The following is a 24,497-nucleotide window of genomic DNA, read 5'->3' on the forward strand; positions in this document are numbered from 1 at the left end:
GCTCCGGCGCAAAGGCTCCGGCGCAAAGGCTCAGGCGCAAGGCCCCGGGGCGTCAGTCCCCGCAGTGCCGGCCTATCCAGCCGGCAATGGCTGCCGCGCTGCGGAAGTCGTCGCAGGAGCGGGCCGGAATGTCCGGATGGCGCTGGTTCCACAGGCGTGCCAGCGCCTGGCCGGGGCCGATTTCCAGCACGCACCGCACCTGGCGCGCGGCAATGCTGTCCATGCAGTCGTCCCAGTGCACCGTGCCCGCTATCTGCTCGGACAGGGCCGTGCGGGCGCCTGCGGCGTCACGCACGCGCCGGGCCGTGTTGCTGAACAGCGCCACGGCGGGCGCGTGCACGGCCGCCTGGTCCAGGTCCTGTGCGAAGGCCTGGGCGGCCTGGCGCATCCACGGGGTGTGGGAAGCCACCTGCACGCGCAGACGGGTGGCATGCGCGCCCTGGCGGGCCGCCAGCGCCAGCGCCTGCTCCAGCGCCGCATGGGGGCCGCCCAGGATGAGGTTCTCGGGGCCGTTGCGTATGGCCACGGCCAGCCCGGTCTTCTCCAGCAGGGCGGCCATGCGTGCGGGCGGCAGGCCGCTGACGGCCAGCAGCCCGCCGCCGGGCATTTGCTGGGCGCAGCGGTCCATGGCAGCCGCGCGGCGCGCGGCCAGGGCAACGATGTCGCAGGCATCCAGCGCGCTCGCGGCACCGAATGCGGGCAGTTCCCCCACGCTGTAGCCCGCCACGGCCGAAGGCGCGGGCAGTTGCGGGGACAGCTGCATCCACGCGGCCATGGCCAGGCCCGCCAGCAGGGGCTGGGCCACGGCGTTGGACTCGGCCCACGGCGCATCCGCCAACCTGTCGCGCCAGTGCGAAACCTGCAGCTGTTCGCAGACTGCCTGTGTCCATGCATCGTCCGCCAGCCAGGGAAGCATGGCGGGATGCTGCGTACCCTGGCCCGAAAACAGCAGTGCAAAGCTCATGGCCGCTCGCAGATACGCAGCACCCAGCAGGCCGCCGCCAGGGTATCGGCCGCGCCGCCCGGCGAAAGGCGGCGCGCCACGAAATCGTCGCAAATGGCCTGCGCCCTGGACAGGCCGTCGGGATGCGCGCAGCCGCCTGCCTGGAGAAAGCGCCGCGCGGCATCCTGGCCATGGCGCAGCCCCTGCATGCCCGCGCGGTGGGCGAGGTTGCAGTCGTCCAGCACCGCCATGATGTGGAACAGGGCCTCCAGCCGCGCCAAGGGAGCGGGCAGCCCGCTGGCATGCGCTCTGGCCAGCGCCGGCACGGCGGTGTCGAACAGGACGGGAAAACCCAGGGCAGCCTCCTGCGAGGCGCCCCGCAGGCCGTGGCGGCGCGCGGCGATGCCGCCGGGCAGGGCGGAGGTCCGCAGGCTGCGCTGCTGCAGCGCATCCCCCCAGTGGCGGCACAGGGCCTCGCGCAGCCACGCGGGGCCGGGAATGCAGGCCTGCTCGGCCAGCACCGCGCCGCCGGCCGCGCACAGCAGGCCCAGCATGAAGACGGCGCCACGGTGGGTGTTGATGCCGCCGGTGGCGGCCAGCATGCGCTGCTCCGCCTCGATGCCCAGGCGCTCCAGCACGGGAAACGATGCGCCCTGGCTGCCCGCCTGGGCCATTTTGGGGAAGTAGCTGCGCAGCGCGAACAGGCTGCGCATGAAGCTGTGGGCATCCATGTCGTCATGGCTGCCGCGGTCCACCAGGGTCACCAGGCCGGGCTTGGGTGTCAGCGACAGTTCGTCGTAGAGGGCCAGCGTGGCCGCGCGGCCGATATGCCCGGTCGATGGCAAGGCCCGGGCCGGGTGGAGAAGGGCAGGTTTCATGCAGGAACTCCAGGCGCCGCAGCCGACGCACACCATTCATGGTCTTCACGCAGTGCCACCCCGTGCAGGCCCTTGACCAGGGCCGATCGCACCCTGCCTGCACGCCAGGCGGCCCATTCGCGCCAGGCCACGGCCCAGCCGCCGGGAAACACCAGCTCGGCATCCACGCGCGGGCCTTCCTGCGGCATGGCCTGCAGCAGGGCGGCCAGCCGATCGCCCTGTTCGGCACCATCGACCGGCACCCAGAGGTCGATGTCCGAGCCGGGCCGCAGATAGGGCAGGCCCGTGAGGCACTGCCACCCGTGGCTGCCGAAGACAAAGCCCGTCGCCCCGGCCGTGTGCAATCGCTGCTGCAAGGAGTCCAGCGCCTGCCGCAGGGCGTCGGACACCGCCAGGGGCGAGGCCATCAGCTCGTCCAGCGAGGGAAATTCGCGGGTGCCGATGGCCGCGCCGCGCGCCACATCGAAGCCCATGCGCCGCCGCTGCCAGCGCCCGGGCGCAGGCAGGCCCAGCGCCATCCGGCCGGCGCCGGCGTGGTCGGCCGACTGCCGCGCGACCACCAGCGGCAGTGCATGGTCGCGCCAGTGCGTGAGGATCTCGCGCGCCTGCGCATCCCAGGGGCGTTCCAGCAGGTCCGCCCAGGCCTGCGGGCCCAGGTCCACCAGCTGGTGGCGGTGCAGGGTGTCCAGCATGCTGCGGCCTGCCTTCATCCAGCGGCCAGAACCCGCTGCACCACCTCGGCGGCCAGCTTGCGGCCGCCGCGCTCGGCGCCGTCCAGTGCGCGCATGTCCTCGCGCGGGCTGTGGGCCAGGGCGTCGCGCAGCGCCGCCTGCAGATCGCCTTGCCACAGGCCGCGCACGCCGCCCATGGCCACGTAGTTGCTCACGCCGGGCGCGAACACCGGGTTGGACTCGGACAGGGCATTGAGCAGGGACTCGGGCAGCTTGGTGATGCGCGACATGGCGGGGATGCGCATCACGCGGATCTCGGCCTCGGGCAGGGCGTAGCAGGCATCGGCGATCAGGCCCGAGGTGATGAAGCCGCCCGACAGCGCCTGGTCATAGACCAGGCCGATGACGCGGTGGCCCCGGCGCCGTGCCAGGTCGATGCAGGTGCCCAGGTGGGCCATGGCGCGGTTGATGCCCAGCAGCTCGTCATGGCGGCGCAGTTGCTGGCCCTGCGTGTCGATCAGCAGCACGATGGGGCGGCCAGGGTGCGCGCCGACCGTCTCCAGCACCACCCGGGCCTGGGCCAGGGCCAGCCGCACGCCGATGGGCGCGTGGCCCGTGGTGCCGACGATGGCGAGGGTCTGGCCATCGAACACGGCGTGGCCTTCGAGGAAATCGCCGTTGGCCTGAATCTGGTGGCCCGGGCCGAACAGGTGCTCGGCAAGTGTGTTCCATTGCATGGCGGCTACTCCTGTGAAATGCCCGTGGCGGGCGTGGTGCGCAAGGCACGCACGGCGGCGGCGTCCAGGTCGGGCACGCGCCAGGCGTCGGGCACGCCCAGGGCCTGCCACAGGCGCATGGCCTCGTCCTGCGGGCCGATGGCGCTGCCCGCCTTGAGGGCGTCCAGGGTGTCCAGCCGCGCGCGCAGCAGCGCATGCTCCTGCAGCAGCCCTTCAAGACTCACCGGACGGGAGTGGTCCAGCGCGGCGATGGCGGCGGCGCGGAAGGCCTCGACATCGTCGGCCACCAGCGCATCGCAGTCGCCGCACAGCCAGCGGTGCTTGCCGCCCGTGGTGCGCCAGACCAGGGCGCGGTCGCGCGCATCGAATTCATCGACGCCGTGCGAGGCCTCGATCACCTCCGGTCCCGACATGGCCAGGCGGCCGATGTCGCTCATCACCACCTGGTCGGCGCAGCGCGCCACGATGCCCATGCCGCCGAAGCAGCCGTTGGCCCCGCCGATGAGGACCACCACAGGGATGCCCGAGGCGCGCACGTCCAGCAGGGCGCGCATGACCTCCGACACCGCGATCAGCCCGGCATTGGCCTCATGCAGCCGAACGCCGCCCGACTCTGCCAGCAGCAGCACGGCCGCGGGCCGCTCCAGCAGGGCGCGGCGCAGCAGGCCCACGAGCTTGGCGCCATGCACCTCGCCCACGCCGCCGCCCATGAATTCGCCCTCCTGCGCGGCCACGAACACCGTGCGCCCGCCCAGCAGGCCCCGGCCGATGGCCACGCCGTCGTCAAAGGCGCTGGGCACGCCCAGTTGTGCCAGATGCGGGCTGGTCAGACGCTCGGAGGGCGGCAGCCATTCATGGAAGCTGCCGGCATCCAGCAGCTTCGCCAGGCGCTCGCGCGCCGTGCATTCCGCGTAGCTGATCATGGCCGGCCTTCCTGCAGTTCGGCCAGGGCCTGGTCCAGCCGCAGGCTGACCACGGCCGGCGTGGCCCCCATGTCGTTGATGGACACGCGCACGCCGCCCACGGGGTGGCGCTCGCGGAAATCCTCCACCACGGCCTGCCAGATGGCGCCGAAGCCGTGTGCCGAGGTCTGCACCTGCACCTGGCAGCCATCGCTGCCCGTGCTCTCCAGCATCACCTCCAGATTGCCCGAGCCGACCACGCCGACCAGGACGGGGGCGAAGGCGCCGGCCGGCCGGCCACCTGCGAAGCAATAGCTCAGGGACTCCAGCCCTGCGGGTATCTCGCTCATATCGTCTCTCCTACCAGTTCCTGAATCGGCGGGGAGGCTGGTACAGCCCGCCCGAGGCCTGGGCCAGATCGCGCATGCTGCGCGCGGCCAGCAGATTGCGCGTGGCCTGGCGCGGGTCGATGCCCAGGTCCTGCGGACGGCGGATCACCCCGCGGTCGCGCAGGTTCTCCACCATGCGACGGTCGCGCGCCAGGCCCACGGCCGTGTAGCCGGCCACGCCGCGGATGGCCTGCTCGCGCTCTTCGTCGCTGCGGCACAGCAGCAGGTTGGCGATGCCTTCCTCCGTCAGGATGTGGGTCACGTCCTCGCCGTAGATCATGATGGGCGGCAGGTCCATGCCGGCCTGCTCCTGCAGCGTCCAGGCATCGAGCCGCTCCACGAAGGCGGGCTGCATGTGCTCGCGGAAGGTCTCCACCATCTGCACCACCAGCTTTTGCCCGCGCGGCGTGCCTGCCGCGCCGCTGCGGCCCGCGCGCGCCTCGCGCCCGGCCTTGAGCCAGGCGGCGCTGGCATGGCGCCGGCCGCGAGCGTCCGCGCCCATGTTGGGGGCGCCGCCGAAGCCGGCAATGCGCCCCAGCGTCGCGGTGGAGCTGTTGCCGTCCAGGTCGATCTGCAGCGTCGAGCCGATGAACAGGTCGCAGGCATAGTGGCCCGCCGCCTGGCAGAAGGCGCGGTTGCTGCGCAGGCTGCCGTCGGCGCCGGTGAAGAACACGTCCGAGCGCGCCCGGATGTAGTCCTCCATGCCCAGCTCGGAGCCGAACGAATGGATGGACTCCACCCAGCCGGCCTCGATGGCCGGTATCAGCGCCGGATGCGGGTTCAGCGCCCAGTGCCGCGCAATGCGGCCCTTCAGCCCCAGCGCTTCGCCGTAGGTCGGCAGCAGCAGCTCGATGGCCGCCGTGTCGAAGCCGATGCCATGGTTCAGGCGCTGGACCTCGTACTCGGCGTAGATGCCCTTGATGGCCATCATGGCCATCAGCACCTGGATTTCGCTGATCTGGGCCGGGTCGCGCGTGAACAGCGGCTCGATGACGTTGGGCCGGGGCGCCTGCACGACGAAATGCACCCAGTCCGAGGGAATGTCCACGCGCGGCAGCGCCGTGGTGGTGCCATCCACCATCTCGTTGACCTGGGCGATGACGATGCCGCCCGAAAAGGCCGTGGCCTCGACGATGGCCGGCGTGTCCTCGGTGTTGGGGCCTGTGTACAGGTTGCCCTGGGCATCGGCCGCGTGGGCCGCCACCAGGGCCACCTTGGGCGTCAGGTCCACGAAGTAGCGCGCGAACAGCTCCAGGTAGGTGTGGATGGCCCCGATCTCCAGCTGCCGGGCCGAGACCAGCTTGGCCAGCCGCGCCCCTTGCGGGCCGGAGAAGCTGAAGTCCAGCCGCCGCGCGATGCCGTTCTCAAACACATCCAGGTGCTCCGGCAGCGCCAGCACCGACTGCACCATGTGCAGGTCGTGCACCTGCTGCGGATCGAGCTGGACCAGGGCGCGGGCCAGGAAGTCGGCCTGCTTCTGGTTGTTGCCTTCGAGGCAGACGCGGTCGCCGGGCGCCAGCACGGCGTGCAGCAGCTCGGTGATGGCGCCGGCATCGACGCGCTTGCCGGCCAGGCGCGGCCCGAGGGCGGCCTGGGCGCGCGCCAGCCTGGCGGCGCGCTCCCCGGCTTTGAGGTTCCAGGAGGGGTCAGTCATGGGATATCAGGGGTTGGCGTGACATGGAGGTGGCAGGGGGCGGGCGTCCCGGTCGAAGTGCCTGGCTAGAGGACCACGAACAGCAGCCACACGAGCAGCGGCGCCACCAGGGTGACAAGGCCGCCGTAGACCATCAGCTGGCGGAAGAAGCGGTCGCGGTCCACGCCCTTGGCATTGGCCAGGACGAGGGCGCCGTTGGTCGAGAAGGGGCTGACATCCACGATGGTCGAGGACACGGCCATGGCCGCGATGAAGCCGACGGCGCTCACATCGGAGCCGCCCTGCAGGAAGGGCACGGCCAGCGGAATCAGCGAGCCCAGCACCGCCGTCGAGGAGGCGAAGGCCGACACCACGGCGCCCACGAAGCACAGCAGCAAGGCCGCCACCAGGGGCGAGGTCAGCTGCGCCACGCTGTGGCCGACGAAGTCGATGGTGCCCATCTTGTCCATCACGCCCACATAGGTGCTGACACCCACGATGAGCATGATCTCGGGCCAGGACACCTGGCCCAGCGCGCGCTTTTGCAGGTTGGGCGCCATCAGCGTCAGCACCAGGCCGATGGTGATGGAGACAAAGCCGATGTCCTGCTTGAAGAACAGGGTGAGGACCGCGAGCGCCAGCAGGCCGACCACGGTGGCCACCTGGTAGCTGCGCGATTGCGGGGCGGCGTCCTGTTCAGGGGCGGCGCGCATCAGCGAGTCGCTGGAGCGTGCAGCCGTGTTGCGCTCCTCGGACAGGGCCTCGCCTTCGGCGTCGCCATACACCTGGGCGCCGCCCTGGGCATGCGAGACGCGCGGCGTGGCGGGCACGCTGCCATCGGCATCGGCCTTCATGCGCATCAGCCGGGCGCCGCCCATCAGGAAGAACAGCAGCACGGCCACGGCCAGGTTGACCCCCATGCTGGCCAGCATGGTCGCCATCTCGTTGAGCGGCAGGCCCGCCTTGGCCACGATCTTGTTGGTGATGCCGCCGTAGATGCTGATGGGCGAGAAGCCGCCGCCCTGCGCGCCATGGATCACCAGCAGACCCATCATCAGCGGATTGATGCCGTACCTGGCGGCAAAGCCCAGGGCAATGGGCGCGATGATGGCCACGGCCGCAGGGCTGACGGCGCCCACCGCCGTCAGCAGGGCCGCAATGAAGAACATGATCCACGGTATGGCGGCGATGCGCCCGCGCACGGCGCGCACCGCCATGCGGACCAGCCAGTCGATGGTTCCGTTGTTCTGCGCCAGCGCGAACAGGTAGGTGATGCCCGCCAGCGTCAGAAACAGGTCGGCGGGAAAACCGCCAATGATGGCCTTGGTCCCCATGCCGGCCACCAGGGTGCCGACCAGGAAGGCCCCGACAAAGGCCAGCAGGCCCATGTTGATGGGCAATGCCGTCGCCAGGACGAACATGCCTATCAACGCGCCAATCGATATCCAATGGGAATTCATGCGATGTCTCCGGTTTTTTATGCGCCTGCAATACGTGTGCATGCTGGTATGCACGGTACGCGGCAGCCCGGAGCGCATCAATAAAGCGCGAGCGCCAACAATTACGCAGAGAGAAACAATGAAGGGTTAACCCGGCGAAGCGGGGCTGTCGCCCCCGGCATGGCGGGTCAGCCGAGCTGCCCGTCCGCGAGGCGGCACACGCTGAGCAGGGCCAGCAGGTTGGGGTCGCGTTCGCGGGAGCGCAAAAAGGTCAGCACGATGGTCTGGCGCATCAGGTACCTGGCCTGCAGCGGTATCAGCTGCACCTTCTGCGGCATCACGCCGCGCACCCGCCCGGGCAGCAGCGTGTAGCCGACGCCGCCGCTGACCAGGTTCATCAGCGAGAAGATGTCATCCGTCTTCATCACCACGTTGGGCGTGAAGCCGGCCACCCGGAAGGACTCGATGAAGCCGCCATAGGTCGCAAAGCCTTCGCCCAGGCTCACGAAGTTCTCGCGCGCCATGGCGCCCAGATCGACCTCGGCCAGATGCGCATAGGGCGAGCCCACGGGCGCGGCAAAGAAAATGTCGTCCTCGAACAGCAGCTGCGTCTGCATGTCGGCGGCGTTGTCCGGCATGGCCATCAGCGCCGCGTCCAGCGTTCCGTTGCGCAGCCGCTCCAGCAGGCCGGCGTTCGAGCCCAGCACCAGTTCGGTCTGCAGATCGGGGCGGCGCAGCTTCAGCGCCATCACCAGCGCCGGCACGGTGCGGTTGGTCAGGGAGTACAGCGAGCCGATGCGGATGCGGTCCGCCGAGTAGCCTGCCACCTCGCGCGTGGCGCGTATGCCCTCGGACATGGTGGCCAGCACTTCCCTGGCGACATCGGCCAGGGTCTGCGCTGCCTCGGTGGGCTTGAGGTTGCGCCCCTCGTGCCGGAACAGGGCGCAGCGCATGCCGGCCTCCAGCGCATGCAGGGCGCGGTGCACGCTGACCGAGCTGGTCTCCAGCCGTTCCGCCGTCTTGGCGAGGTTGCCTGTCTCAAGAAAGGCGAGCAGCACCTCGAGTCTGCGGAAGGTTATTTCGTCATCGATTCTCAGGCTCATGGCAACGTCACGCTCTCATCGTGGGGGACGGGCGGATTGTGGCGTTGATCGCGCTGCGTGCACAGACACCGGTCTGTCCGGGGGCGCGGCCCCGGGCGGCTCACGATGCGGATTGGCTGCGCCGGATGCTGCGGATGTCGAAGGCGCCGCCGGTCTGGGCCTGGTCGCTGGTGGTGACGGCCCGCTTGCCGAGCAGGGGGAAGACCAGCTCGGCAAAGCGGATGGATTCCTCCAGGTGCGGGTAGCCCGAGAGCACGAAGCTGTCCGCGCCCAGCGCGGCGTACTCGTGCAGGCGCTCGGCCACGGTGGCCGCGTCGCCGACCAGGGCCGTGCCGGCGCCGCCGCGCACCAGGCCCACGCCGGCCCAGAGGTTGGGCGCCACCTCCAGCCGGTCGCGCCGCCCGCCGTGCAGCGCGGCCATGCGCGACTGGCCCACGGAGTCCATGCGCGCATAGCCGGCCTGGGCGCGGGCGATGTCCTCGTCGGTGAGCTTGCTGATCAGGCGCTCGGCATCGGCCCAGGCCTCTTCGTTGGTCTCGCGCACGATGACGTGCAGCCGCACGCCCAGGCGGACCTGGCGGCCCTGCTGTGCGGCGCGGCGGCGGACGTCGGCGAACTTTTCGGCCACGGCGGCGGGGGGCTCGCCCCAGGTGAGGTAGGCGTCCACCTGGCGCGCGGCCAGGTCGTGGGCGGCGTCCGAGGAGCCGCCGAAGTACAGCGGCGGATGCGGCTTTTGCACCGGGGGAAAGAAGTTGCGGCCCTGCTTGACCTTGAAGTATTTGCCATCGAAATCCACGGCCTCGCCGGCCAGCAGGCGGCGCCAGATGGTCAGGAACTCATCGGCGTAGGCATAGCGTTCGTCGTGGGCCAGGAAGATGCCGTCGGCCTCCAGCTCGGTGGCATCGCCCCCGGGCACCACGTTGAGCAGCAGGCGCCCGCCCAGGGCCTGGTCCAGCGTGGCGGCCTGGCGCGCGCTGGACACGGGCGCGCCCAGCGAGGTGCGCAGGGCCACCAGCAGCTTGATGCGCTGCGTGACGGGCACCAGGCTGGAGGCGACCACCCAGGGGTCCAGGCAGGAGCTGCCGGTGGGGATCAGCAGGCCGTCGTAGCCCAGCTCCTCGGCCGTGACGGCGATCTGGCGCATATAGGCGTTGGTGGGGGCGCGGCCGAAGTCGGAGGTGCCGAGGTAGCGCGTGTCGCCCGAGGTGGGCAGGAACCAGAAGATGTCTGGCGATGTGTGGGGGTCTTGGCTCATGGGATCTCCGGGGACGATGGAAAAGACGGTGGCGCGGCCTCGCCCGGCACCTGGCCCAGGCGCTGCAGCCGCGCGCGCACCACGCTGCGGCTGATGCCCAGCTGGCGCGCGGTCTGCACCTGGTTGCCGCGGTTGCGCTGCCAGGCCTTGAGCAGCAGGGCGCCCAGCACGTGCTGCTCCAGGCCTTCGGCATGCACGTCGCACAGGCTGTCCAGCGCTTCGCCCAGGGCCAGTTCGGCGGCGGCGGCCTGGGCACCGTGTTCGGCCTCGCGTGTGGGGGCGGGATCGGGCTCGCCCTGGCTGCCGGCGATGTGCAGGTCGCCCGCGCCGATGTGCATGCCCTGGGTCAGCAGCAGGCTGCGGTGGATGACGTTCTCCAGCTCGCGGCTGTTGCCGGGCCAGTCGTGCTCCAGCAGCTTGCGCTGCGCGTCCTGGCTGAGTGCCATGGGCGCGTAGCGCATGCGCTGGCAGTAGCTCGCGATGAAGTGGCGCGCCAGCGGCAGGATGTCGGCCGGGCGCTGGCGCAGCGGCAGCACGGTGAGGGTGACGACATCGAGCAGGTAGTACAGGTCTTCGCGAAAGCGCCGCGCCGCCACCTTGGTGTGCAGCGGCGCGCTGCTGGCCGCGAGCACGCGCACGTTGGCCGGCGTGCGCTGGCTGGCGCCGATGCGGGTGACCGCCTTGTCCTGCAGCACGCGCACCAGCTTGCTCTGGATGTGCAGGGGCAGGTCGTCGATCTCGTCCAGCAGCAGGGTGCCGCCGTGGGCGTCCTCGAAGCGGCCGGGCAGGTTGCCGAAGGCACCCGTCAGCGCACCGCTTTCGTGGCCGAAGAGCTCGGCGTTGATCAGGGCCTCGGACAGCGCGCCGCAGTTGACGGCGACAAAGGGGCCGTGGCGGCGCGGGCTCAGGCGGTGGATGTGGCGGGCCACCATTTCCTTGTCGGCGCCGCTGTCGCCCAGGATGAGGACGCCGGCCTCGCTGGCGGCCACCTGTCCCATGGTCTTGAGCAGGGCCTGCGAGGCCGGGTCTTGCAGTATCCACGGCGCGGGCGCGGCGCCGTCATCGTGCGCGGCAGAGGCTGCGGGCGCGGGCGCAGGTACGGGCGCAGGTACGGGCGCAGGTGTTGCCGAGGACTTGCCGGGCGGCCAGGTGGGCAGACGGGTGTTCATGGCGCGGCGTCACGAGTAGAAGCTGGGCTGCGGATGGGTTCCGTTGAGCACCCAGTCGCCCAGCTCCTGCAGCTTGTAGTGCAGCGGGTCGTGCAGCGTCTGCGTGCGCAGGTTGCGCCAGAAGCGGTCAAAGCGCAGGGCCGCGTGCGTGGCGCGCGCGCCCGTGGCCTCGAAGATGCGGCTGGACAGGTCCAGCCCCGAGCGCGTGGTGGCAATCTTGGCGGCCGTCACGGCCACGGCGACTTCGCCGCGCTCGTGGGCGGTCAGCGCAGCTCCCCGGCGCCAGGCGGCGTCAAAGCGCTGCGCGGCCTGCAGGGTCAGTAGGCGCGCGCCTTCCAGCGCGGCCCACAGCTCGCCATACAGCGCCTGGATGTGGGGGTCTGCGCTGGCCGCATCGGCAGGGGACTTGAACCAGGGCCGCGCCTCGTTCAGCGTGTAGCCGCGCGCCTGCTCCAGCGCGCCCTGGGCAATGCCCAGGAACAGATGGGCCAGGATGAGCTGGGCCAGCAGCGGGCGCAGCGCGGCATGCGGCGTGGACAGCGGGCCGGGGTCCAGCAGCAGCTCGGCCGCCTCCACGCGCACGCGCTCGAACAGGGCCGAGCCGCTGTCGGTCTGGCGCTGGCCCATGTTGTCCCAGTCGCGCAGCAAGGTGATGCCCGTGCGCTCCGTGGGCACCACGCCGATCAGCAGCTGGCCGCTGTCGGCATCGATGGCCGAGGCCACCAGCATCTGCGAGTCCAGCGCGCCCGAGGTGAAGCTCTTCTTGCCCGAAAACTCCCAGTGGCCGGGCTGGCGCGTGGCCGTGGTGCGGCGGTCCAGCGGATTCAGCGTATTGCCCCAGAACCAGCGGTGGCGCGCCGTCTGCAGCAGCCAGGGCTGCCACTGGGCGGGCTGGCCGAACAGCTGCACGGTGGCCAGGTGCAGGTGCTGGAAGCCGTAGACATGGGCCAGCGAGCCGTCTGCCGTGGCCAGGATGCGCACCGTCTCCAGCGTCTGCACCCAGTCCGCGCCCAGGCCGCCCAGCTCGCGCGGAATGCTCAGTGCCAGCAGGCCGCTGGCGCGCAGCGCATCGCGCTCGGCCTTGGGCGTGCCGCCTGCGGCATCGCGCAGCGCCGCCGTGGCGGCAAGGCGCTGCGCCAGATCCTGCGCAGTGGCTATCGGGTCCGCAGGGACGGCCTGTGCCTGGCTCACGCGGGCTGCCCGGCCAGGGCCAGGTCGGCGGCTTCGGGAACGGGCGGCTGTGCCTCGGCCTGGGTTTGGGCCTGCACCAGCTGCTGCAGCGCACCGCGCAGCACCGGGGCCGACAGCTGCACGGTCAGCTCGATGCGCTGGCGCAGCGATTCGCTGTGCACCTGGCCGTCCTGGATGTCCTCGGGCGTGGAGTACACGCCAATGGGCAGGGTGAGGGCCGAGAAAAAGCCGAACAGCGGGCGCAGCTGGTGGTCCAGGATGAGGGCGTGGCGCGGGCTGCCGCCGGTGGCGGCCAGCAGCACGGGCGTGCCCTGCAGCGCGTCCAGGTCGATGAGGTCGAACAGGTGCTTGAGCAGGCCAGGCAGGCTGGCGCGGAAGACCGGCGCGCCGACGATCAGGAAGTCGGCCTGCTCGATGGCTTCGATGGCCTGCAGCGTGGCCGGCGGCAGGTCGTTCTTGGACAGGGCCGCGCCCAGGTGGGGCTGCAGGTCCAGCAGGTCGATGACCTGTGCCTGCAGCGGCAGCTCCTGGCCCAGGCGGGCATGCAGGGCGTCCAGCAGGACACGGGTGCGGGAGGGGCGGCTCAGGCTGCCATTGACGATGACAGTCTTCAGCGATCGGCTCATGGAAACTCCTTGGCGTGGGTTCCAGGAGGCAGCGCGGCATGCGGTTTGCGAAGACTGCCAGCCCGGACGAGGTGGGATGGATGCCTTCATTACAGGGCCGAACGCCGGTATGGCGAAAGAAACTTAACGCATTTGCTTATCGGTTTGGATGCCTTGGCAAGTGCTTGTTTCTGAAAGGAATTTTGTGGCGCATGGCATGTGCTAATGCGTTCTGGCGATATGCGCACGGCCGCTGCGCCCGTCCCTGCGCAGCGCGGCCGCGCAAGGGCCTTCAGCCCGCCACGCCCGTCACGCCCGTCACGCCCGTCACGCCCGTCACGCCCACGTGCCAGTAGTAGATGGGGTCGGCGCCGTTGAGCAGGATGTCGCCCGCCGAGCGGGCCTTGTACAGCACGGGGTTGTGCGAGGCCAGGGTGCGCGCATTGCGCCAGTGGCGGTCCAGTGCCAGGTCTTCGGACAGGGCGCTGGAGCCGCCCACCTCGAACAGCCGCGCGGCCGCCTGCAGCACGGGATCGACCACGGCCACCTGGGCCTGGGCCGTGCGCAGCTCCAGGGCATGCAGCTGCTGCAGCGGCACCTCGCGCCCGGCCTCGCGCTCGCGCGCGATGCGGCCCAGTTCGGCGGCCACGTCGGCCACGGCCAGGCCCGCGATGTAGGCCGTGCCGGCCAGCTGGCCGACGATGTGCTGCACCAGCGGATCGTCCTTGGGCAGGGTGGCGCTGCCGTGGCTGAACACGCGGCGGCGCGCCTGCACATAGGCGATGGCATCGCGCTGCAAGGCCCGCGCGATGCCGGCCAGGGTGGCCAGGTGTGCCAGCTGGAAATAGGCCACCAGGGGCGTGGGCTGGGCGCGCGGGAAGCGGATCACGGCATCGTCGGGCACGCGCACCTGGCTGAGCACGGTGGTGCCCGAGCCGGTCAGGCGCTGGCCAAAGCCGCGCCAGTCATCGAAGCGCTGCACGCCCGCCTCCGAGGTGGGCACGACGGCGTGCACGGTCTGGTCTTCCTTGCCCGGCTCCACCGCGCGCGCCACCACGGTCACCCAGTCGGCATACAGCGTGCCCGTGCTGTAGAACTTGCGTCCGTCCAGCCGCCACCAGCCGGGCTGCGCATCGGGCACCAGGGTGGTCTGCAGCGTGCCCAGGGTGCCCGTGCCTACCTCGGTGGTGGCATTGCCGAACACGGCGCCGCGCGCGGCCAGCGGCAGCCAGCGGGCCTGGGTGGCGGCATCGCGGTCGATGAGCACGCGGTCCAGAAAGCCGAAGTGCGGGCGCAGGATCTGGGCGACGTTGGAGTCGGCCTCGGCCAGTTCGGTCCACAACGCAAACAGCTGCTCCACGCTGGCGCCGGCCCCGCCAAGGCGGCGCGGCACGCGCAGCGCGGTGAAGCCGCTGTCACGCAGCCAGGCGATGGGTTCATGGGCCAGGCTGCGCGTGCGTTCGCGCTCGGCCGCACCCTGGGCGATGCGGTCGAACACGGGGCGAAAGCGCGCCTGCAGGGATGGCAGCGAGGGCGCGTCTGGATCGGTCGGGCCGTCTGTGGTTGGGCCGGGCGCCGCGTAGGCCGCAGGCTCGGTGGCGCAGGGGAGGGTGGTGGTCATGGCTTTGCAAATTCAAAGGCCCGCCAACCCGGCCTGCCTGCAAGGCAGGGCCGGGCCACGGGCCGGTGGGGGAGGGTGGCTAAGGACTTCAACGCCGCCAGCGCGCGGCGGCGTGGCTGGCGGGCAGGCGGTCGCCCTGGCCGAACAGGCGCTGGCGCAGCGTGGCGTCCTCGCCGTAGCTGGTGCGGTAGCGGCCCCGGTTCTGCAGCTCGGGCACGACCAGGCGGGCGAAGTCTTCCCAGGTCTCGGGCGCGACGATGCGCGTCAGGTTGAAACCGTCGATCTCGCCCACGTCGATCCAGCGCTCCAGCTCGTCGGCCACCTGGGACGGGTCGCCCACGATGGTGGCGTAGCGGCTGCCCAGCGTGAACTGCTCCAGCAGCTTGCGCCGCGTGGTCCAGCCCTGCTTCTGGGCGGCCTGGGCCGCCGACTGGATGGCGTTGGTGTTGCCGAAGGAGATGGGGTCGTCCAGCCCGTACTGCGCAAAGTCCACGCCGGTGCTGGCGGCAAAGTGGGCCAGCCCGCTTTCCGCGCTGGCGTGGGCCAGGTAGTCGGCGTATTTCTCGCGGGCCTCGGCCTCGGTGCGGCCGGGCACCACGGCCACGCCGGCGTAGATCTTGATGTCCTCGGGACGACGGCCCGCGTCCACGGCGGCCTGGCGCAGCTGGCGCGAGGCCTCGCGCGCGGCCTCGGGCGTGCGCGCGCCGATGAAGATGCCCTCGGCATGCCGGCCCGCAAAGCGCAGCCCGCGCGGCGAGGTGCCGGCCTGGAACAGCACGGGCGTGCGCTGGGGCGAGGGCGCGCTCATGTGGATGGCGTTGGCGCGGTAGAACGGCCCCTCGTGCACCACAGGGTGCACCTTGCCCGGCAGGGCGTGGATGCGCCGCGCCTTGTCGGCGATCACGGCACCCTCTTCCCAGCTGCCTTCCCAGAGCTTGTAGGAAAGCTCCAGGAAGTCGTCGGCGCGGTCGTAGCGGCTGTCGTGCTCGGCCAGGCCGTCCTGGCCCAGGCCGCGCGCGCCGCTGTCCACATAGCCGGTGACGATGTTCCAGCCGATGCGGCCGTTGGTCAGCTGGTCCAGCGTGGTCACGTCGCGCGCAAAGGTATAGGGCTGGTGCGCGCCCACGGTGGCCGTGAGGCCGAAGCCGATGTGCCGCGTCACCGCCGCCATGGCCGAGACCAGCAGCCAGGGGTTGTTGACGGGCAGCTGTATGCCTTCGCGCAGGGTCAGGTCCACGCCGCCCTGGTAGACGTCGTAGTAGCCGACCACGTCGGCGATGAAGATGCCGTCGAACAGGCCTTCCTCCAGCACCCTGGCGATGTGGGTCCAGTAGGCCAGCGTGCCGTACTCGGTGGAGCGGTCGCGCGGATGGGTCCACAGGCCGTGGTGTATGTGGCCCACGCAGTTCATGTTGAAGGCGTTGACATGGATGTGGCGCTTGGCTTGCGTCATGGGGCGGGTCCTGCAGTCCGTTGCGTCAGTTCTTCAACCAGGCCAGGCGGTAGAGCTTCTGGTCGTTCAGGTAGAAGGCGTGGATGGTCTTGCGCACCACGTCGGAGTTTTTGTAGATGTCCAGGAAGCGGGCGATGCGCGGGTCGGCCGCGCGGTCGCTGCGGGCCACGAACTGGATGGCCCAGGAGTCGTCCTCGTAGCTGGTGTAGGCCAGGCCCTTGCTGGCATCGAAGGCCTTGGAGGCGATGATGAAATACGGAAAGCCCTGGGCCAGGTCCACGTCGGGCGTGGTGCGCGCCAGCTGCGGGCCCTCGATCTCCACGAACTGCAGCTTCCTGGGGTTGGAGACGATGTCCGCCTGGGTGCCCAGCAGCCCGGTGTCGGGGCGCAGGGTGATCAGGCCTGCGTGCTGCAGCAGGCGCAGGCCGCGGCCCACGTTGACGGGGTCGCTGGCAATGGCCACCTTGGCGCCCGTGGGCAGGTCGGCCAGGGATTTGTGGCGCGTGGAGTACAGGCCCAGGTAGGACAGGATGCCCGCCTGCACGCTGGTGAACTTGAAGCCCTTGCTGCGCGCTGCATTGGCCAGGTAGTTGCTGTTCTGGTAGTAGTTGAGGTCGATGTCGCCCGCGTCCAGCGCCACGTTGGGCGTGGCCCAGTCGGTGAATTCCACCACCTGCACGTCCAGGCCCTGCTTCCTGGCCTCCTTCGCGGCAGCTTCCACCGAGTCCGCGAAGATGCCCGGCACCACGCCGATCTTCAGGGGCGCGGCCAGGGCGCTGCCCGCGAGCAGGGCAGCGCCCAGGAAGGCGGCCAGCCGGGGCCAGAGGGTGGGGGAGGTCGTTGTCATCATTGCATTCCTGTGTTGTTGATAAAGGTCAGAGCGCGCCATGGCGCGGCGGGCGTATGCCGTTGAGCACGTAGTTGCCCACGGCGTGGTATTTCCAGCGCACGGGGTCGTGCAGGGTGTGGGTGCGCGCGTTGCGCCAGAAGCGGTCCAGGCCCTGTCCCGCCAGGGTGGAGGCCGTGCCCGCCAGCTCGAACAGCTTGCTGCCGGCCAGCAGGCTGGCGCTGGTGCTCAGCGCCTTGGCCTGGGCCACGGCCACCGAGGCGGCGGCCACGCTGTCGTCCGTGGGCGCGCGCTGGGCGGCGTCCACGGCCAGGGCCGCGCGGGCCACCAGGGCATTGGCGGCGCGCAGGCGCACGTGGACATTGCCCAGTTGCTGCAGCAGCAGCGGGTCCTGCGTGGCGCTGGCCACGCCCGCGTCCACCCAGGGCCGTGCGTGCTCGCGGATGAAGGGCAGGGCGGCCTGCAGCGCGCCGTGGCCAATGCCCGCGTCCAGGGCGGCATGGATGATCTGGGCGAAGGGGCCGATGGTGGTGGGCCGCTCGAAGGAACTGGTGAAGGGCACCACCCATTCGGGCTCCACGCGCACGCGGTCGAACTGCACGGAGCCGCTGCCCGTCACGCGCTGGCCGAAGCCGTCCCAGTCGTCGGTGACGGTGACGCCGGCCGCATCGCGCGGGATGAAGACCAGATACATGCGCTCGCCTTGCCCCGGCGCCTCTTCCTGCGCGCTGACCAGGGTGGGAATCCAGTGCGCGAACAGGGCGCCCGTGCAATAGAACTTGCGCCCCTGCACGAACCAGCCGCCGCTCTCGCGCAGCAGCCGGGTGCGGCGCTGGAAGTCGCGGTGGCCGATCTCGGCCAGCGCATTGCCCAGGCGTTCGCCGCGCAGCACACGGTCGTAGAAGAAGGCCTTTTGCGCGGGCGATCCGCCCACGCGCAGCACTTCCAGCGAGTAGTAGTGGTTCTGCGGAATGTGGCCGAAGTTGCCATCGGCCGCCGCAATCAGGGCAATGGCCTGCGTCAGCGTGCCCGTGGATACGCCCGCGCCGCCGTACTCCCGGGGAATGGTGATGCCCCACAGGCCGCTCTGGCTGAACTGCTCCACCTCCTGCCAGGGCAGCAGGCGGTCGCGGTCGCGCGCCAGCGCGCCGGGGGCGATGAGGGCGGCAAAGCTGCGGGCCGCCTCCAGCGCCTCGGCCTCGCTGCCGATGATGTGGGCGGGCCGGGCTGGAGGCCCTGCGGGAGCGGGCTGGCTGCCCGGCGTGGAGGCCAGGGCCTGCAGCTCTTGGGTCGATGTCTGTGTCATGGCGGTCAGTTCCACTGGTGGCGGCGCGGCAGGGCGCCGTTGAGCAGGTAGTTGCCCAGCAGGTGGTATTTCCAGCGCACGGGGTCGTGCAGCGTGTGCACGCGGGCGTTGCGCCAGTGGCGGTCCAGGCGGTGGGCAGCGCGGCTGGCCGAGGAGCCGGCCAGCGCGAACAGATGCTCGCCAGCCTGCAGCGCGGCCTCGGTGGTGAGGATCTTGGCCTCGGCCACGGCCACCGAGGCCTGGGCGCTGGCCTGCTCGTCCACCGCGCCACCAGCCGCTGCAGCAAGTGCATCCAGCGTGCGCGCGGCCTCCAGCAGCACGGCATGGGCCGCGTCCACCTCGATCTGCAGCTGGCCGATCTCGTGGATAAGGTGGGGATCGTCGCTGGCGCGCGCCACGCCCGAGTCCATCCAGGGCCGGCTCTTGTCGCGCACGAAGTCCACCGCGTCGCGCAGCGCGCCCTGGGCAATGCCCGCGTCGATGGAGGCCTGGATCAGCTGCGACACCGGGCCGGACAGCGAGGGCGTGGCCTCGAACTGCCAGGCAGGCACCACGTCATCGGGCCGTACCTGCACCTGGTCCAGCTGCACGCTGCCGCTGGCCGTGGTGCGCTGGCCGAAGGAGTCCCAGTCGTCGAACACGGTCACGCCCGGCGCATCGCGCCGCACCCAGACCTGCACGATGCGGCCCTCCTCGTCCTGGGCACGGAAGGGCACCCAGTGCGCGAAGGCCGAACCCGTGGAGTAAAAGCGCGTGCCGCTGACGCGCAGGCCGCCTGCCGCATCGCGCGACAGGCGCGCCGTGGCCTCCAGGACATGGGCCGCGCGGCCCTTGCGCTCCGGCCCGGCATTGCCCAGGCGGTGGCCGGCCAGCACGTCGGCGAACCAGCGGCGCTTCTGGGACTCGCTGCCCATGTCCCGCAGGTTCTGCAGCACGGCGAAATGGTTCTGCGGAATCTGGCCCAGCGAAGGGTCGGCCGCGCACAGCGTGACGAAGACCTGGGCCAGCGTCTCGTACGAGGCGCCCAGGCCGCCGTAGGCGCGGGGCACGGTGATGGCGCCCAGCCCGCTGGCCGTGTGGCGCTCGATTTCCTGCCAGGGCAGGCGCCGCTCGTGGTCGCGGGCCGCTGCGTCCACGCGCCATTCGTCGGCCAGGGCCTGGGCGGCCTGCAGGGCCTCGGCCTCGCTGGTGATGCGGTGCGGGGTGGAGGGCGGCAGGGGCAGGCGCCGCAGCGCCCCGCCCGGGGTGTGGTGTGTGTTGCCGGGCAAGGCTGCGCCCAGGGCATCCGGTGTGGTCATTCCGTGCCTCGTTGCTGAGTCGGTGGGGAGAGGGCCGCCAGGCGGCGGCCCCGGAGGGAAAGGCGTGGTGCCTGTTTTCAGCGTCAGCGGCTGCGCAGCCGGCGCACGTAGCGGTCGCCCAGCACCTGGACCACGGTGACCAGCGCGATCAGCACGGCAATCACCAGCAGCATCACCTGGGTGTCGAAGCGCTGGTAGCCGTAGCGGATGGCCAGGTCGCCCAGGCCGCCCGCGCCCACGGCGCCGGCCATGGCCGAGGAGCTGATCAGCGCCACCAGGGTGATGGTGAAGCCGCCCACGATGCCGGGCAGGGCCTCGGGCAGGTAGACGTGGCGCACGATGTCCCACTTGCGGCAGCCCATGGCCTGGGCGGCTTCGATGAGGCCGGGATCGACCTCGCGCAGGCTGACCTCGACGATGCGCGCGAAGAACGGCGTGGCGCTGATGGCCAGCGGCACGATGGCCGCCCACACGCCGATGGTGGTGCCCGTCACCAGCCGCGTGAACGGGATCAGCGCCACCAGCAGCACGATGAAGGGCGTGGCACGGAAGCCGTTGATCACGCTGCCCAGCGCACGGTGCGTGCGCGGCGAGGCCAGGAAGCCGCCGGGCGCGGTGACGATGAGCAGCACCGCCAGCGGAATGCCCGCCGCCAGCGCGATGCCGCCCGAGACGCCGACCATCATCAGCGTGTCGGCCAGCGCGTTGCCGTAGCGCTCAATGGGAATGGACAGATTCAGCGACATATCCGAGATCCTTGATGTCATGCGCAATGGCCGCCGGGCCCTGCGTCAATGTGTGCCAGTCATGCGCGGCCGTGCCGCCGCCCAGCGCGATCAGCAGCTGCCCCTGGGCATGGCCCTGGATGCGGTCCACACCGCCATGCAGCAGGCGCACCCGGCCGCCCAGGGCCTGGGCGATGCGCGGGAAGTCGGGCTCCAGCCCGTCCTCGCCGCGGTAGGTCAGCTGCAGGATGCGTTCGTGGCGGCCTGCGGGCGCGGTGCTCAGCAGGCGCTGGCGCAGGTCGTCGGGCAGGCCGTGCTGCAGCGGTGCCAGCAGGGCGCGCGTTGCCGGGTGCTGCGGGTTGCCGAAGACCTTCCAGACCTCGCCCAGCTCGGCAATGCGGCCCTGCTCCAGCACCAGCACGCGGTCGGCGATCTCGCGGATCACGCTCATCTCGTGCGTGATCAGGACGATGGTGATGCCCAGCTTGCGGTTGATGGTGCGCAGCAGCTCCAGGATGGACTGCGTGGTCTCGGGGTCCAGGGCCGAGGTGGCCTCGTCGCACAGCAGGATCTCGGGGTCGGTGGCCAGGGCGCGGGCAATGCCCACGCGCTGCTTTTGCCCGCCCGACAGCCGGCTCGGATAGGTGTCTGCCTTCTCCTGCAGGCCCACCAGGGCCAGCAGCTCTTTCACCCGCGCATCGATGCGTGCGCGCGGCAGGCCCGCCACCTGCAGGGGCAGGGCCACGTTGTCATGCACCGTCTTGGCCGACAGCAGGTTGAAGTGCTGGAAGATCATGCCGATGCGCCGGCGCAGCTGCACCAGTTGCGATTCGTCCAGCGTGCCGATGTCCACGCCGTCGACCCGCACCTGGCCGCTGCTGGGCTGCTCCAGCCGGTTGATGGTGCGCAGCAGGCTGGACTTGCCCGCGCCGCTGCGCCCGATGATGCCGAAGATGCTGCCCGGCGCGATCTCCAGGCTGATCGCGTCCAGCGCCTGTACGGGCCCGGCCGAAGACTGGTAGGTCTTGGCCACGCTGCTGAAGGCCACGGCGCCGGGTCCGCGGATGGATTCCCGCGTGGTGCCGGCCGCTGCCGATGAGCGCCTGCCCGCCTCATGGGCCGGCCTGTCCGCCTCGTGGGCCGGCCTGTCCGCCAGGGGCTGCCTGGCTGCAATGCTGGTTGACATGGCTGAAGTCCTCCCGGTGCCGCTCAGGGCTTGACCCAGGCCAGGTTGTAAAGGCGCTTGTCGTTGGAGAAGGCGCGCTGGGCCTCGGCCTTCACCGCATCGGAGTTCTGGTAGATGCGGATGAACTTCTGCACCACGGGGTCCTGCGTGCGGTTGGCCTTGACCACGAACTGGATGGAAAAGCGCGCGTCCTCGATACCCGAATATGCAAGCCCGCTGGACGGATCGAAGGCCTTGGCCGCCACGATGAAGTGCGGGTAGCCCTGGGCGATGTCCACGTCGCCCGTGATGCGCACCAGTTGCGGCCCCTCGACCTCGACGAAGCTGAGCTTCTTGGGGTTCTCGACGATGTCGTCCAGGCTGCCCAGGTAGCCCACGCCGGGCTTGAGCTTGATCAGCCCCACCTTCTGCAGCAAGAGCAGGCCGCGCCCCTGGTTCACGGGGTCGTTGGCAATGCCCACCTTGCCGCCCTGCGGCACCTGGGCGATGGCCTTGTGCTTGAGCGAGTACAGGCCCACGTTGGCCAGGATGCCCGTGCCCGCGCTGGCCAGCTTGTAGCCGTTCTTCTGGATGGCGTTGTCCAGGAAGGGCTGGTGCTGGAAGTAGTTGATGTCCAGGTCGCCAGAGTCCACGGCCACGTTGGGCGTGGTCCAGTCGGTGAACTCCACCACCTGCACATCGATGCCCTGGGCCTTGGCCTCCCTGGCGGCCACGGCCACGGAGTCGGCGTAGGCGCCGGGCACCACGCCGATGCGCAGCTTGTCGGCAGCGTGGGCGGAGAACAGGGCCAGGGCGGCCAGCGGGGCGATCAGGGCACGGGAAAGCTTCATCGGGATCTCCGAAAAAAAAGGGTTCGAAAAGGCAGGAAGGGGCCGCGTCACGGCTTGCGCCACGGCAGGCTGTACAGCCTGTCGTTGGCGGCGAATGACTTGTGGATCTGCGCCTGCACGGCGCCCGAGGTCTGGTAGATGCGCACGAACTGCGCAATGCGCGGGTCCCGGGCGTTGTCCTGGCGCGAGACGAAGCGGATGGCGTAGTACAGGTCGTCAATGCCCGAATACAGCAGCGCATTGCCGGCCACCTGCGGTCGCCCGGCGTTGACGAAGTGGGCCGGGTAGCCCTGGGCCAGGTCCACATCGTCCAGCGCGCGCACCAGCTGCGGCCCTTCGATCTCGACAAAGCGCAGCTTGCGCGGGTTGGACACGATGTCGTCCAGCCCCGCGCGCGGGCCCTTGCCTTCGCGCAGCTGGATCAGGCCGGCCTTCTCCAGCAGCAGCAGGCCGCGCCCCTGGTTGACGGGGTCGTTGGCCACGCCGACGCGCGCTCCCTCCTTCAGGTCGGCAAAGCGCTGTGTCTTGAGCGAGTACAGGCCGATGTTGGGCAGCAGGCCCGTGGCCACGCTGGCGAAGGCATAGCCGCGCTCGCGGATGGCGTTGTCCAGGAAGGCCTGGTGCTGGAAGTAGTTGAGGTCGATGTCGCCGGCCGCCAGCGCCGTGTTGGGCGTGGTCCAGTCGGTGAACTCGATGACTTGCACGTCCAGCCCCTGGGCGCGCGCCTCCTTGGCGGCGACTTCCACGGAGTCGGCCAGCGAGCCGGGCGTGACGCCTATCTTCAGCGCGGCGGCGGCCGCAAGGCCGGGCAGCGCCAGCGTGGCGGCAAGCGACCAGAGCAATGTGTTTCTGCGCGTGGGCATGGCGTGGTTCCTTCAGGAGAAGCCTGCCCGGCGGCGCCCACATGGCGCCTGCCGGCATGGCTGCTGAAGGCATTGCAACACCCGGTCCCGGCGGGCACCACGACGGAATTCACATTTCCTTATGGCGACTCATGCATGCCGCAAGTAGTTGATCGACAAGGACATTCTGCGCGGAAAGGATTGAGCTTATGCCCGCGTGAAATATGGCGCTGCGCCAGCTGCGCAGGCTTGCAGCAACCGGCGTGCCCGGCCGTGCGCGCAGGCTCAGGCGCTGTGCTGGGCCTTCATCCTCGTCCAGGCCTTGAAGAGGATGGCCTGCAGGCTGGCGCGCTCGCCATCGTCCAGATAGTCGACCAGGGATTCGCACATTCGCCAGAAGGCCGGCAGCGCGCGGGCCAGCACCTCGCGGCCCTGGTCGGTGAGCGCCAGGTCGAAGCTGCGGCGGTCTTCCTGGCTGAGGCTGCGCGCCAGCAGCGAGCGCTTTTCCAGCCAGTCCAGCAGGCCCGTCACCGACGAGCGTGTCACGCCGACGTAGCTGGCGATATAGGAGGGCGTGACCACCGTGTCGCCCAGCAGCCCGCGCTCGGCCAGGGCGAAGATCATGAGTACGTCGAGCTTGCTCTCGGACAGGCCGAACGCCTGCAGCGATGCGTTGGCGCGCTGCTCCACATCGTCGGCCAGCCACAGCAGCAGCAGGCCCAGGCCGGCGGCCGGCGTGTCGGTGCCGGGCTGCGCGGTTTCGGCCATCAGGGCCAGGTGCGGGCGCAGCGCATCGGGGGCGTTGGCGAGGGGGGTGGAATCGGGGGCCGGTGCGGCAGCGGTCTTGCGCGGACTCATGGGAGTGGATGAAAGCGGGTGAAACCGGGTCGAAACCGGATTGAAGCCGGGAGAAGAAAGGGCGGTTGATTTTACGGCTTTCATATATTACGCTTTGTGTATAGTACGTTAAGCGTATTATTTGGCGGCACACAAATCTGCAAGGACATCCCATGCCCATCAAAGTTCTGGAACTCCACCATGTCGGATTCGGCGTCAACCACGCCCAGGCCGACGCCATGCTCGACTTCTACCGCGAAGTGCTGAACCTGCCCCAGGACGCCGCGCGCTGGAAGATCCCCGGCATCTATGGCTCCTGGATCAACCTGCCCAACGGCAGCCAGTTGCACATCCTCGGCAGCGAGGGGCCGTCGCGTTATGCGCAGGGCCCGGGCAGGGACCCCGTGTCCAACCACATCGCGCTGGCCGTGGACGACATCCTCGGCGCCGAGCAGGAACTGCTGGCGCGCGGCGTCGATTACTTCACGCTGGACAACGTGGCATCGCCCCGCCTCAAGCAGCTGTTCCTGCGCGACCCGGCCGGCAATCTCGTGGAACTGCACCAGTCCAATGCGCGTGCCCCCGGCATTGCCCAGGCCGAGCAGGACGCGGCGCGCGCCGGCAACGAGTGACGCGA

General features: G+C 70.4%; 24 protein-coding genes. 1 reads left to right on the plus strand and 23 read right to left on the minus strand.

Features of this window, described 5'->3' with window-relative positions; all coding sequences use genetic code 11:
* Nucleotides 1-52: 52 nt before the first annotated feature.
* The 23 genes from A9976_RS11550 to A9976_RS11660 all read right to left on the minus strand — a co-directional run bounded on the left by A9976_RS11550 (nt 53) and on the right by A9976_RS11660 (nt 23,881).
* A complete protein-coding gene (locus tag A9976_RS11550; RefSeq protein ID WP_183019122.1) occupies nt 53-964 on the minus strand; it encodes an acyltransferase domain-containing protein in 912 nt (303 codons plus the stop codon).
* The gene (mdcB, locus tag A9976_RS11555; protein WP_183019123.1) at nt 961-1,821 is read right to left on the minus strand and encodes a triphosphoribosyl-dephospho-CoA synthase MdcB; all 861 of its coding nucleotides are present in this window, start codon (nt 1,819-1,821) and stop codon (nt 961-963) included. The genes A9976_RS11550 and mdcB overlap by 4 nt, the downstream gene beginning before the upstream one ends.
* The gene (mdcG, locus tag A9976_RS11560) at nt 1,818-2,513 is read right to left on the minus strand and encodes a malonate decarboxylase holo-[acyl-carrier-protein] synthase (protein WP_259649184.1); all 696 of its coding nucleotides are present in this window, start codon (nt 2,511-2,513) and stop codon (nt 1,818-1,820) included. The genes mdcB and mdcG overlap by 4 nt, the downstream gene beginning before the upstream one ends.
* Nucleotides 2,514-2,527: 14 nt before the next feature.
* Nucleotides 2,528-3,229 (minus strand): biotin-independent malonate decarboxylase subunit gamma, encoded by a 702-nt coding sequence (locus A9976_RS11565; protein ID WP_183019125.1) that lies wholly within the window; start codon nt 3,227-3,229, stop codon nt 2,528-2,530.
* Between the two features lie 5 nt (nt 3,230-3,234).
* A complete protein-coding gene (locus A9976_RS11570) occupies nt 3,235-4,152 on the minus strand; it encodes a biotin-independent malonate decarboxylase subunit beta (RefSeq protein WP_063327115.1) in 918 nt (305 codons plus the stop codon).
* Nucleotides 4,149-4,481 carry a malonate decarboxylase acyl carrier protein gene (gene mdcC / locus A9976_RS11575; RefSeq protein ID WP_183019126.1) on the minus strand — a complete coding sequence of 111 codons (333 nt, stop codon included), beginning with the start codon at nt 4,479-4,481 and terminating at the stop codon, nt 4,149-4,151. The genes A9976_RS11570 and mdcC overlap by 4 nt, the downstream gene beginning before the upstream one ends.
* A 10-nt stretch (nt 4,482-4,491) precedes the next feature.
* The gene (gene mdcA / locus A9976_RS11580; protein WP_183019127.1) at nt 4,492-6,174 is read right to left on the minus strand and encodes a malonate decarboxylase subunit alpha; all 1,683 of its coding nucleotides are present in this window, start codon (nt 6,172-6,174) and stop codon (nt 4,492-4,494) included.
* Between the two features lie 65 nt (nt 6,175-6,239).
* Nucleotides 6,240-7,613 (minus strand): SLC13 family permease, encoded by a 1,374-nt coding sequence (locus tag A9976_RS11585; RefSeq protein WP_183019128.1) that lies wholly within the window; start codon nt 7,611-7,613, stop codon nt 6,240-6,242.
* A gap of 167 nt (nt 7,614-7,780) precedes the next feature.
* Nucleotides 7,781-8,695: a LysR family transcriptional regulator gene (locus A9976_RS11590; RefSeq protein ID WP_012203697.1), complete on the minus strand. Its 915-nt coding sequence runs from the start codon at nt 8,693-8,695 to the stop codon at nt 7,781-7,783.
* A 100-nt stretch (nt 8,696-8,795) separates the two neighbouring features.
* Nucleotides 8,796-9,950: an FMNH2-dependent alkanesulfonate monooxygenase gene (gene ssuD / locus A9976_RS11595; RefSeq protein WP_183019129.1), complete on the minus strand. Its 1,155-nt coding sequence runs from the start codon at nt 9,948-9,950 to the stop codon at nt 8,796-8,798.
* Nucleotides 9,947-11,119, minus strand: coding sequence for a sigma 54-interacting transcriptional regulator (locus A9976_RS11600; protein ID WP_183019130.1), 1,173 nt, complete (start codon nt 11,117-11,119; stop codon nt 9,947-9,949). The genes ssuD and A9976_RS11600 overlap by 4 nt, the downstream gene beginning before the upstream one ends.
* A 9-nt stretch (nt 11,120-11,128) precedes the next feature.
* On the minus strand, nt 11,129-12,310 hold the full coding sequence (locus tag A9976_RS11605) for an acyl-CoA dehydrogenase family protein (protein WP_183019131.1): 1,182 nt from the start codon (nt 12,308-12,310) through the stop codon (nt 11,129-11,131).
* Entirely contained in the window at nt 12,307-12,936 is a 630-nt protein-coding gene (msuE, locus tag A9976_RS11610) for an FMN reductase (RefSeq protein ID WP_183019132.1), read from the minus strand. The genes A9976_RS11605 and msuE overlap by 4 nt, the downstream gene beginning before the upstream one ends.
* Before the next feature lie 271 nt (nt 12,937-13,207).
* Nucleotides 13,208-14,536 carry an acyl-CoA dehydrogenase family protein gene (locus A9976_RS11615; protein WP_183019133.1) on the minus strand — a complete coding sequence of 443 codons (1,329 nt, stop codon included), beginning with the start codon at nt 14,534-14,536 and terminating at the stop codon, nt 13,208-13,210.
* A gap of 88 nt (nt 14,537-14,624) precedes the next feature.
* The gene (locus tag A9976_RS11620) at nt 14,625-15,989 is read right to left on the minus strand and encodes an LLM class flavin-dependent oxidoreductase (RefSeq protein ID WP_013803957.1); all 1,365 of its coding nucleotides are present in this window, start codon (nt 15,987-15,989) and stop codon (nt 14,625-14,627) included.
* Nucleotides 15,990-16,014: 25 nt separating this feature from the next.
* The gene (locus A9976_RS11625; protein WP_183019134.1) at nt 16,015-16,839 is read right to left on the minus strand and encodes a MetQ/NlpA family ABC transporter substrate-binding protein; all 825 of its coding nucleotides are present in this window, start codon (nt 16,837-16,839) and stop codon (nt 16,015-16,017) included.
* Nucleotides 16,840-16,864: 25 nt separating this feature from the next.
* On the minus strand, nt 16,865-18,142 hold the full coding sequence (locus A9976_RS11630; protein ID WP_183019135.1) for an SfnB family sulfur acquisition oxidoreductase: 1,278 nt from the start codon (nt 18,140-18,142) through the stop codon (nt 16,865-16,867).
* A gap of 5 nt (nt 18,143-18,147) precedes the next feature.
* A complete protein-coding gene (locus A9976_RS11635) occupies nt 18,148-19,440 on the minus strand; it encodes an SfnB family sulfur acquisition oxidoreductase (protein ID WP_183019136.1) in 1,293 nt (430 codons plus the stop codon).
* An 83-nt stretch (nt 19,441-19,523) separates the two neighbouring features.
* Complete coding sequence (locus tag A9976_RS11640) at nt 19,524-20,186, minus strand: methionine ABC transporter permease (protein ID WP_012203707.1); 663 nt, start codon at nt 20,184-20,186, stop codon at nt 19,524-19,526.
* Nucleotides 20,158-21,351, minus strand: coding sequence for a methionine ABC transporter ATP-binding protein (locus tag A9976_RS11645; protein ID WP_183019137.1), 1,194 nt, complete (start codon nt 21,349-21,351; stop codon nt 20,158-20,160). Before A9976_RS11645 ends, A9976_RS11640 begins: the two co-directional genes overlap by 29 nt.
* A gap of 23 nt (nt 21,352-21,374) precedes the next feature.
* Complete coding sequence (locus tag A9976_RS11650; protein ID WP_016449092.1) at nt 21,375-22,181, minus strand: MetQ/NlpA family ABC transporter substrate-binding protein; 807 nt, start codon at nt 22,179-22,181, stop codon at nt 21,375-21,377.
* A 47-nt stretch (nt 22,182-22,228) separates the two neighbouring features.
* Nucleotides 22,229-23,044, minus strand: coding sequence for a MetQ/NlpA family ABC transporter substrate-binding protein (locus A9976_RS11655; RefSeq protein WP_183019138.1), 816 nt, complete (start codon nt 23,042-23,044; stop codon nt 22,229-22,231).
* 264 nt (nt 23,045-23,308) lie between these two features.
* Nucleotides 23,309-23,881: a MarR family winged helix-turn-helix transcriptional regulator gene (locus tag A9976_RS11660; RefSeq protein WP_183019139.1), complete on the minus strand. Its 573-nt coding sequence runs from the start codon at nt 23,879-23,881 to the stop codon at nt 23,309-23,311.
* 152 nt (nt 23,882-24,033) lie between these two features.
* Between A9976_RS11660 and A9976_RS11665 the strand changes: the two genes are divergently transcribed.
* Nucleotides 24,034-24,492: a VOC family protein gene (locus tag A9976_RS11665; protein ID WP_183019140.1), complete on the plus strand. Its 459-nt coding sequence runs from the start codon at nt 24,034-24,036 to the stop codon at nt 24,490-24,492.
* Nucleotides 24,493-24,497: the final 5 nt, after the last annotated feature.

Source organism: Delftia sp. UME58, assembly GCF_014170385.1.
Lineage (GTDB): Bacteria > Pseudomonadota > Gammaproteobacteria > Burkholderiales > Burkholderiaceae_C > Comamonas > Comamonas acidovorans.

Coding starts and splice junctions, on each gene's coding strand:
- A9976_RS11550 (WP_183019122.1), bottom strand. CDS start 964: ATGAGCTTTGCACTGCTGTTTTCGGGCCAGGGTACGCAGCATCCCGCC.
- mdcB (WP_183019123.1), bottom strand. CDS start 1,821: ATGAAACCTGCCCTTCTCCACCCGGCCCGGGCCTTGCCATCGACCGGG.
- mdcG (WP_259649184.1), bottom strand. CDS start 2,513: ATGCTGGACACCCTGCACCGCCACCAGCTGGTGGACCTGGGCCCGCAG.
- A9976_RS11565 (WP_183019125.1), bottom strand. CDS start 3,229: ATGCAATGGAACACACTTGCCGAGCACCTGTTCGGCCCGGGCCACCAG.
- A9976_RS11570 (WP_063327115.1), bottom strand. CDS start 4,152: ATGATCAGCTACGCGGAATGCACGGCGCGCGAGCGCCTGGCGAAGCTG.
- mdcC (WP_183019126.1), bottom strand. CDS start 4,481: ATGAGCGAGATACCCGCAGGGCTGGAGTCCCTGAGCTATTGCTTCGCA.
- mdcA (WP_183019127.1), bottom strand. CDS start 6,174: ATGACTGACCCCTCCTGGAACCTCAAAGCCGGGGAGCGCGCCGCCAGG.
- A9976_RS11585 (WP_183019128.1), bottom strand. CDS start 7,613: ATGAATTCCCATTGGATATCGATTGGCGCGTTGATAGGCATGTTCGTC.
- A9976_RS11590 (WP_012203697.1), bottom strand. CDS start 8,695: ATGAGCCTGAGAATCGATGACGAAATAACCTTCCGCAGACTCGAGGTG.
- ssuD (WP_183019129.1), bottom strand. CDS start 9,950: ATGAGCCAAGACCCCCACACATCGCCAGACATCTTCTGGTTCCTGCCC.
- A9976_RS11600 (WP_183019130.1), bottom strand. CDS start 11,119: ATGAACACCCGTCTGCCCACCTGGCCGCCCGGCAAGTCCTCGGCAACA.
- msuE (WP_183019132.1), bottom strand. CDS start 12,936: ATGAGCCGATCGCTGAAGACTGTCATCGTCAATGGCAGCCTGAGCCGC.
- A9976_RS11615 (WP_183019133.1), bottom strand. CDS start 14,536: ATGACCACCACCCTCCCCTGCGCCACCGAGCCTGCGGCCTACGCGGCG.
- A9976_RS11620 (WP_013803957.1), bottom strand. CDS start 15,989: ATGACGCAAGCCAAGCGCCACATCCATGTCAACGCCTTCAACATGAAC.
- A9976_RS11625 (WP_183019134.1), bottom strand. CDS start 16,839: ATGATGACAACGACCTCCCCCACCCTCTGGCCCCGGCTGGCCGCCTTC.
- A9976_RS11630 (WP_183019135.1), bottom strand. CDS start 18,142: ATGACACAGACATCGACCCAAGAGCTGCAGGCCCTGGCCTCCACGCCG.
- A9976_RS11635 (WP_183019136.1), bottom strand. CDS start 19,440: ATGACCACACCGGATGCCCTGGGCGCAGCCTTGCCCGGCAACACACAC.
- A9976_RS11640 (WP_012203707.1), bottom strand. CDS start 20,186: ATGTCGCTGAATCTGTCCATTCCCATTGAGCGCTACGGCAACGCGCTG.
- A9976_RS11645 (WP_183019137.1), bottom strand. CDS start 21,351: ATGTCAACCAGCATTGCAGCCAGGCAGCCCCTGGCGGACAGGCCGGCC.
- A9976_RS11650 (WP_016449092.1), bottom strand. CDS start 22,181: ATGAAGCTTTCCCGTGCCCTGATCGCCCCGCTGGCCGCCCTGGCCCTG.
- A9976_RS11655 (WP_183019138.1), bottom strand. CDS start 23,044: ATGCCCACGCGCAGAAACACATTGCTCTGGTCGCTTGCCGCCACGCTG.
- A9976_RS11660 (WP_183019139.1), bottom strand. CDS start 23,881: ATGAGTCCGCGCAAGACCGCTGCCGCACCGGCCCCCGATTCCACCCCC.
- A9976_RS11665 (WP_183019140.1), top strand. CDS start 24,034: ATGCCCATCAAAGTTCTGGAACTCCACCATGTCGGATTCGGCGTCAAC.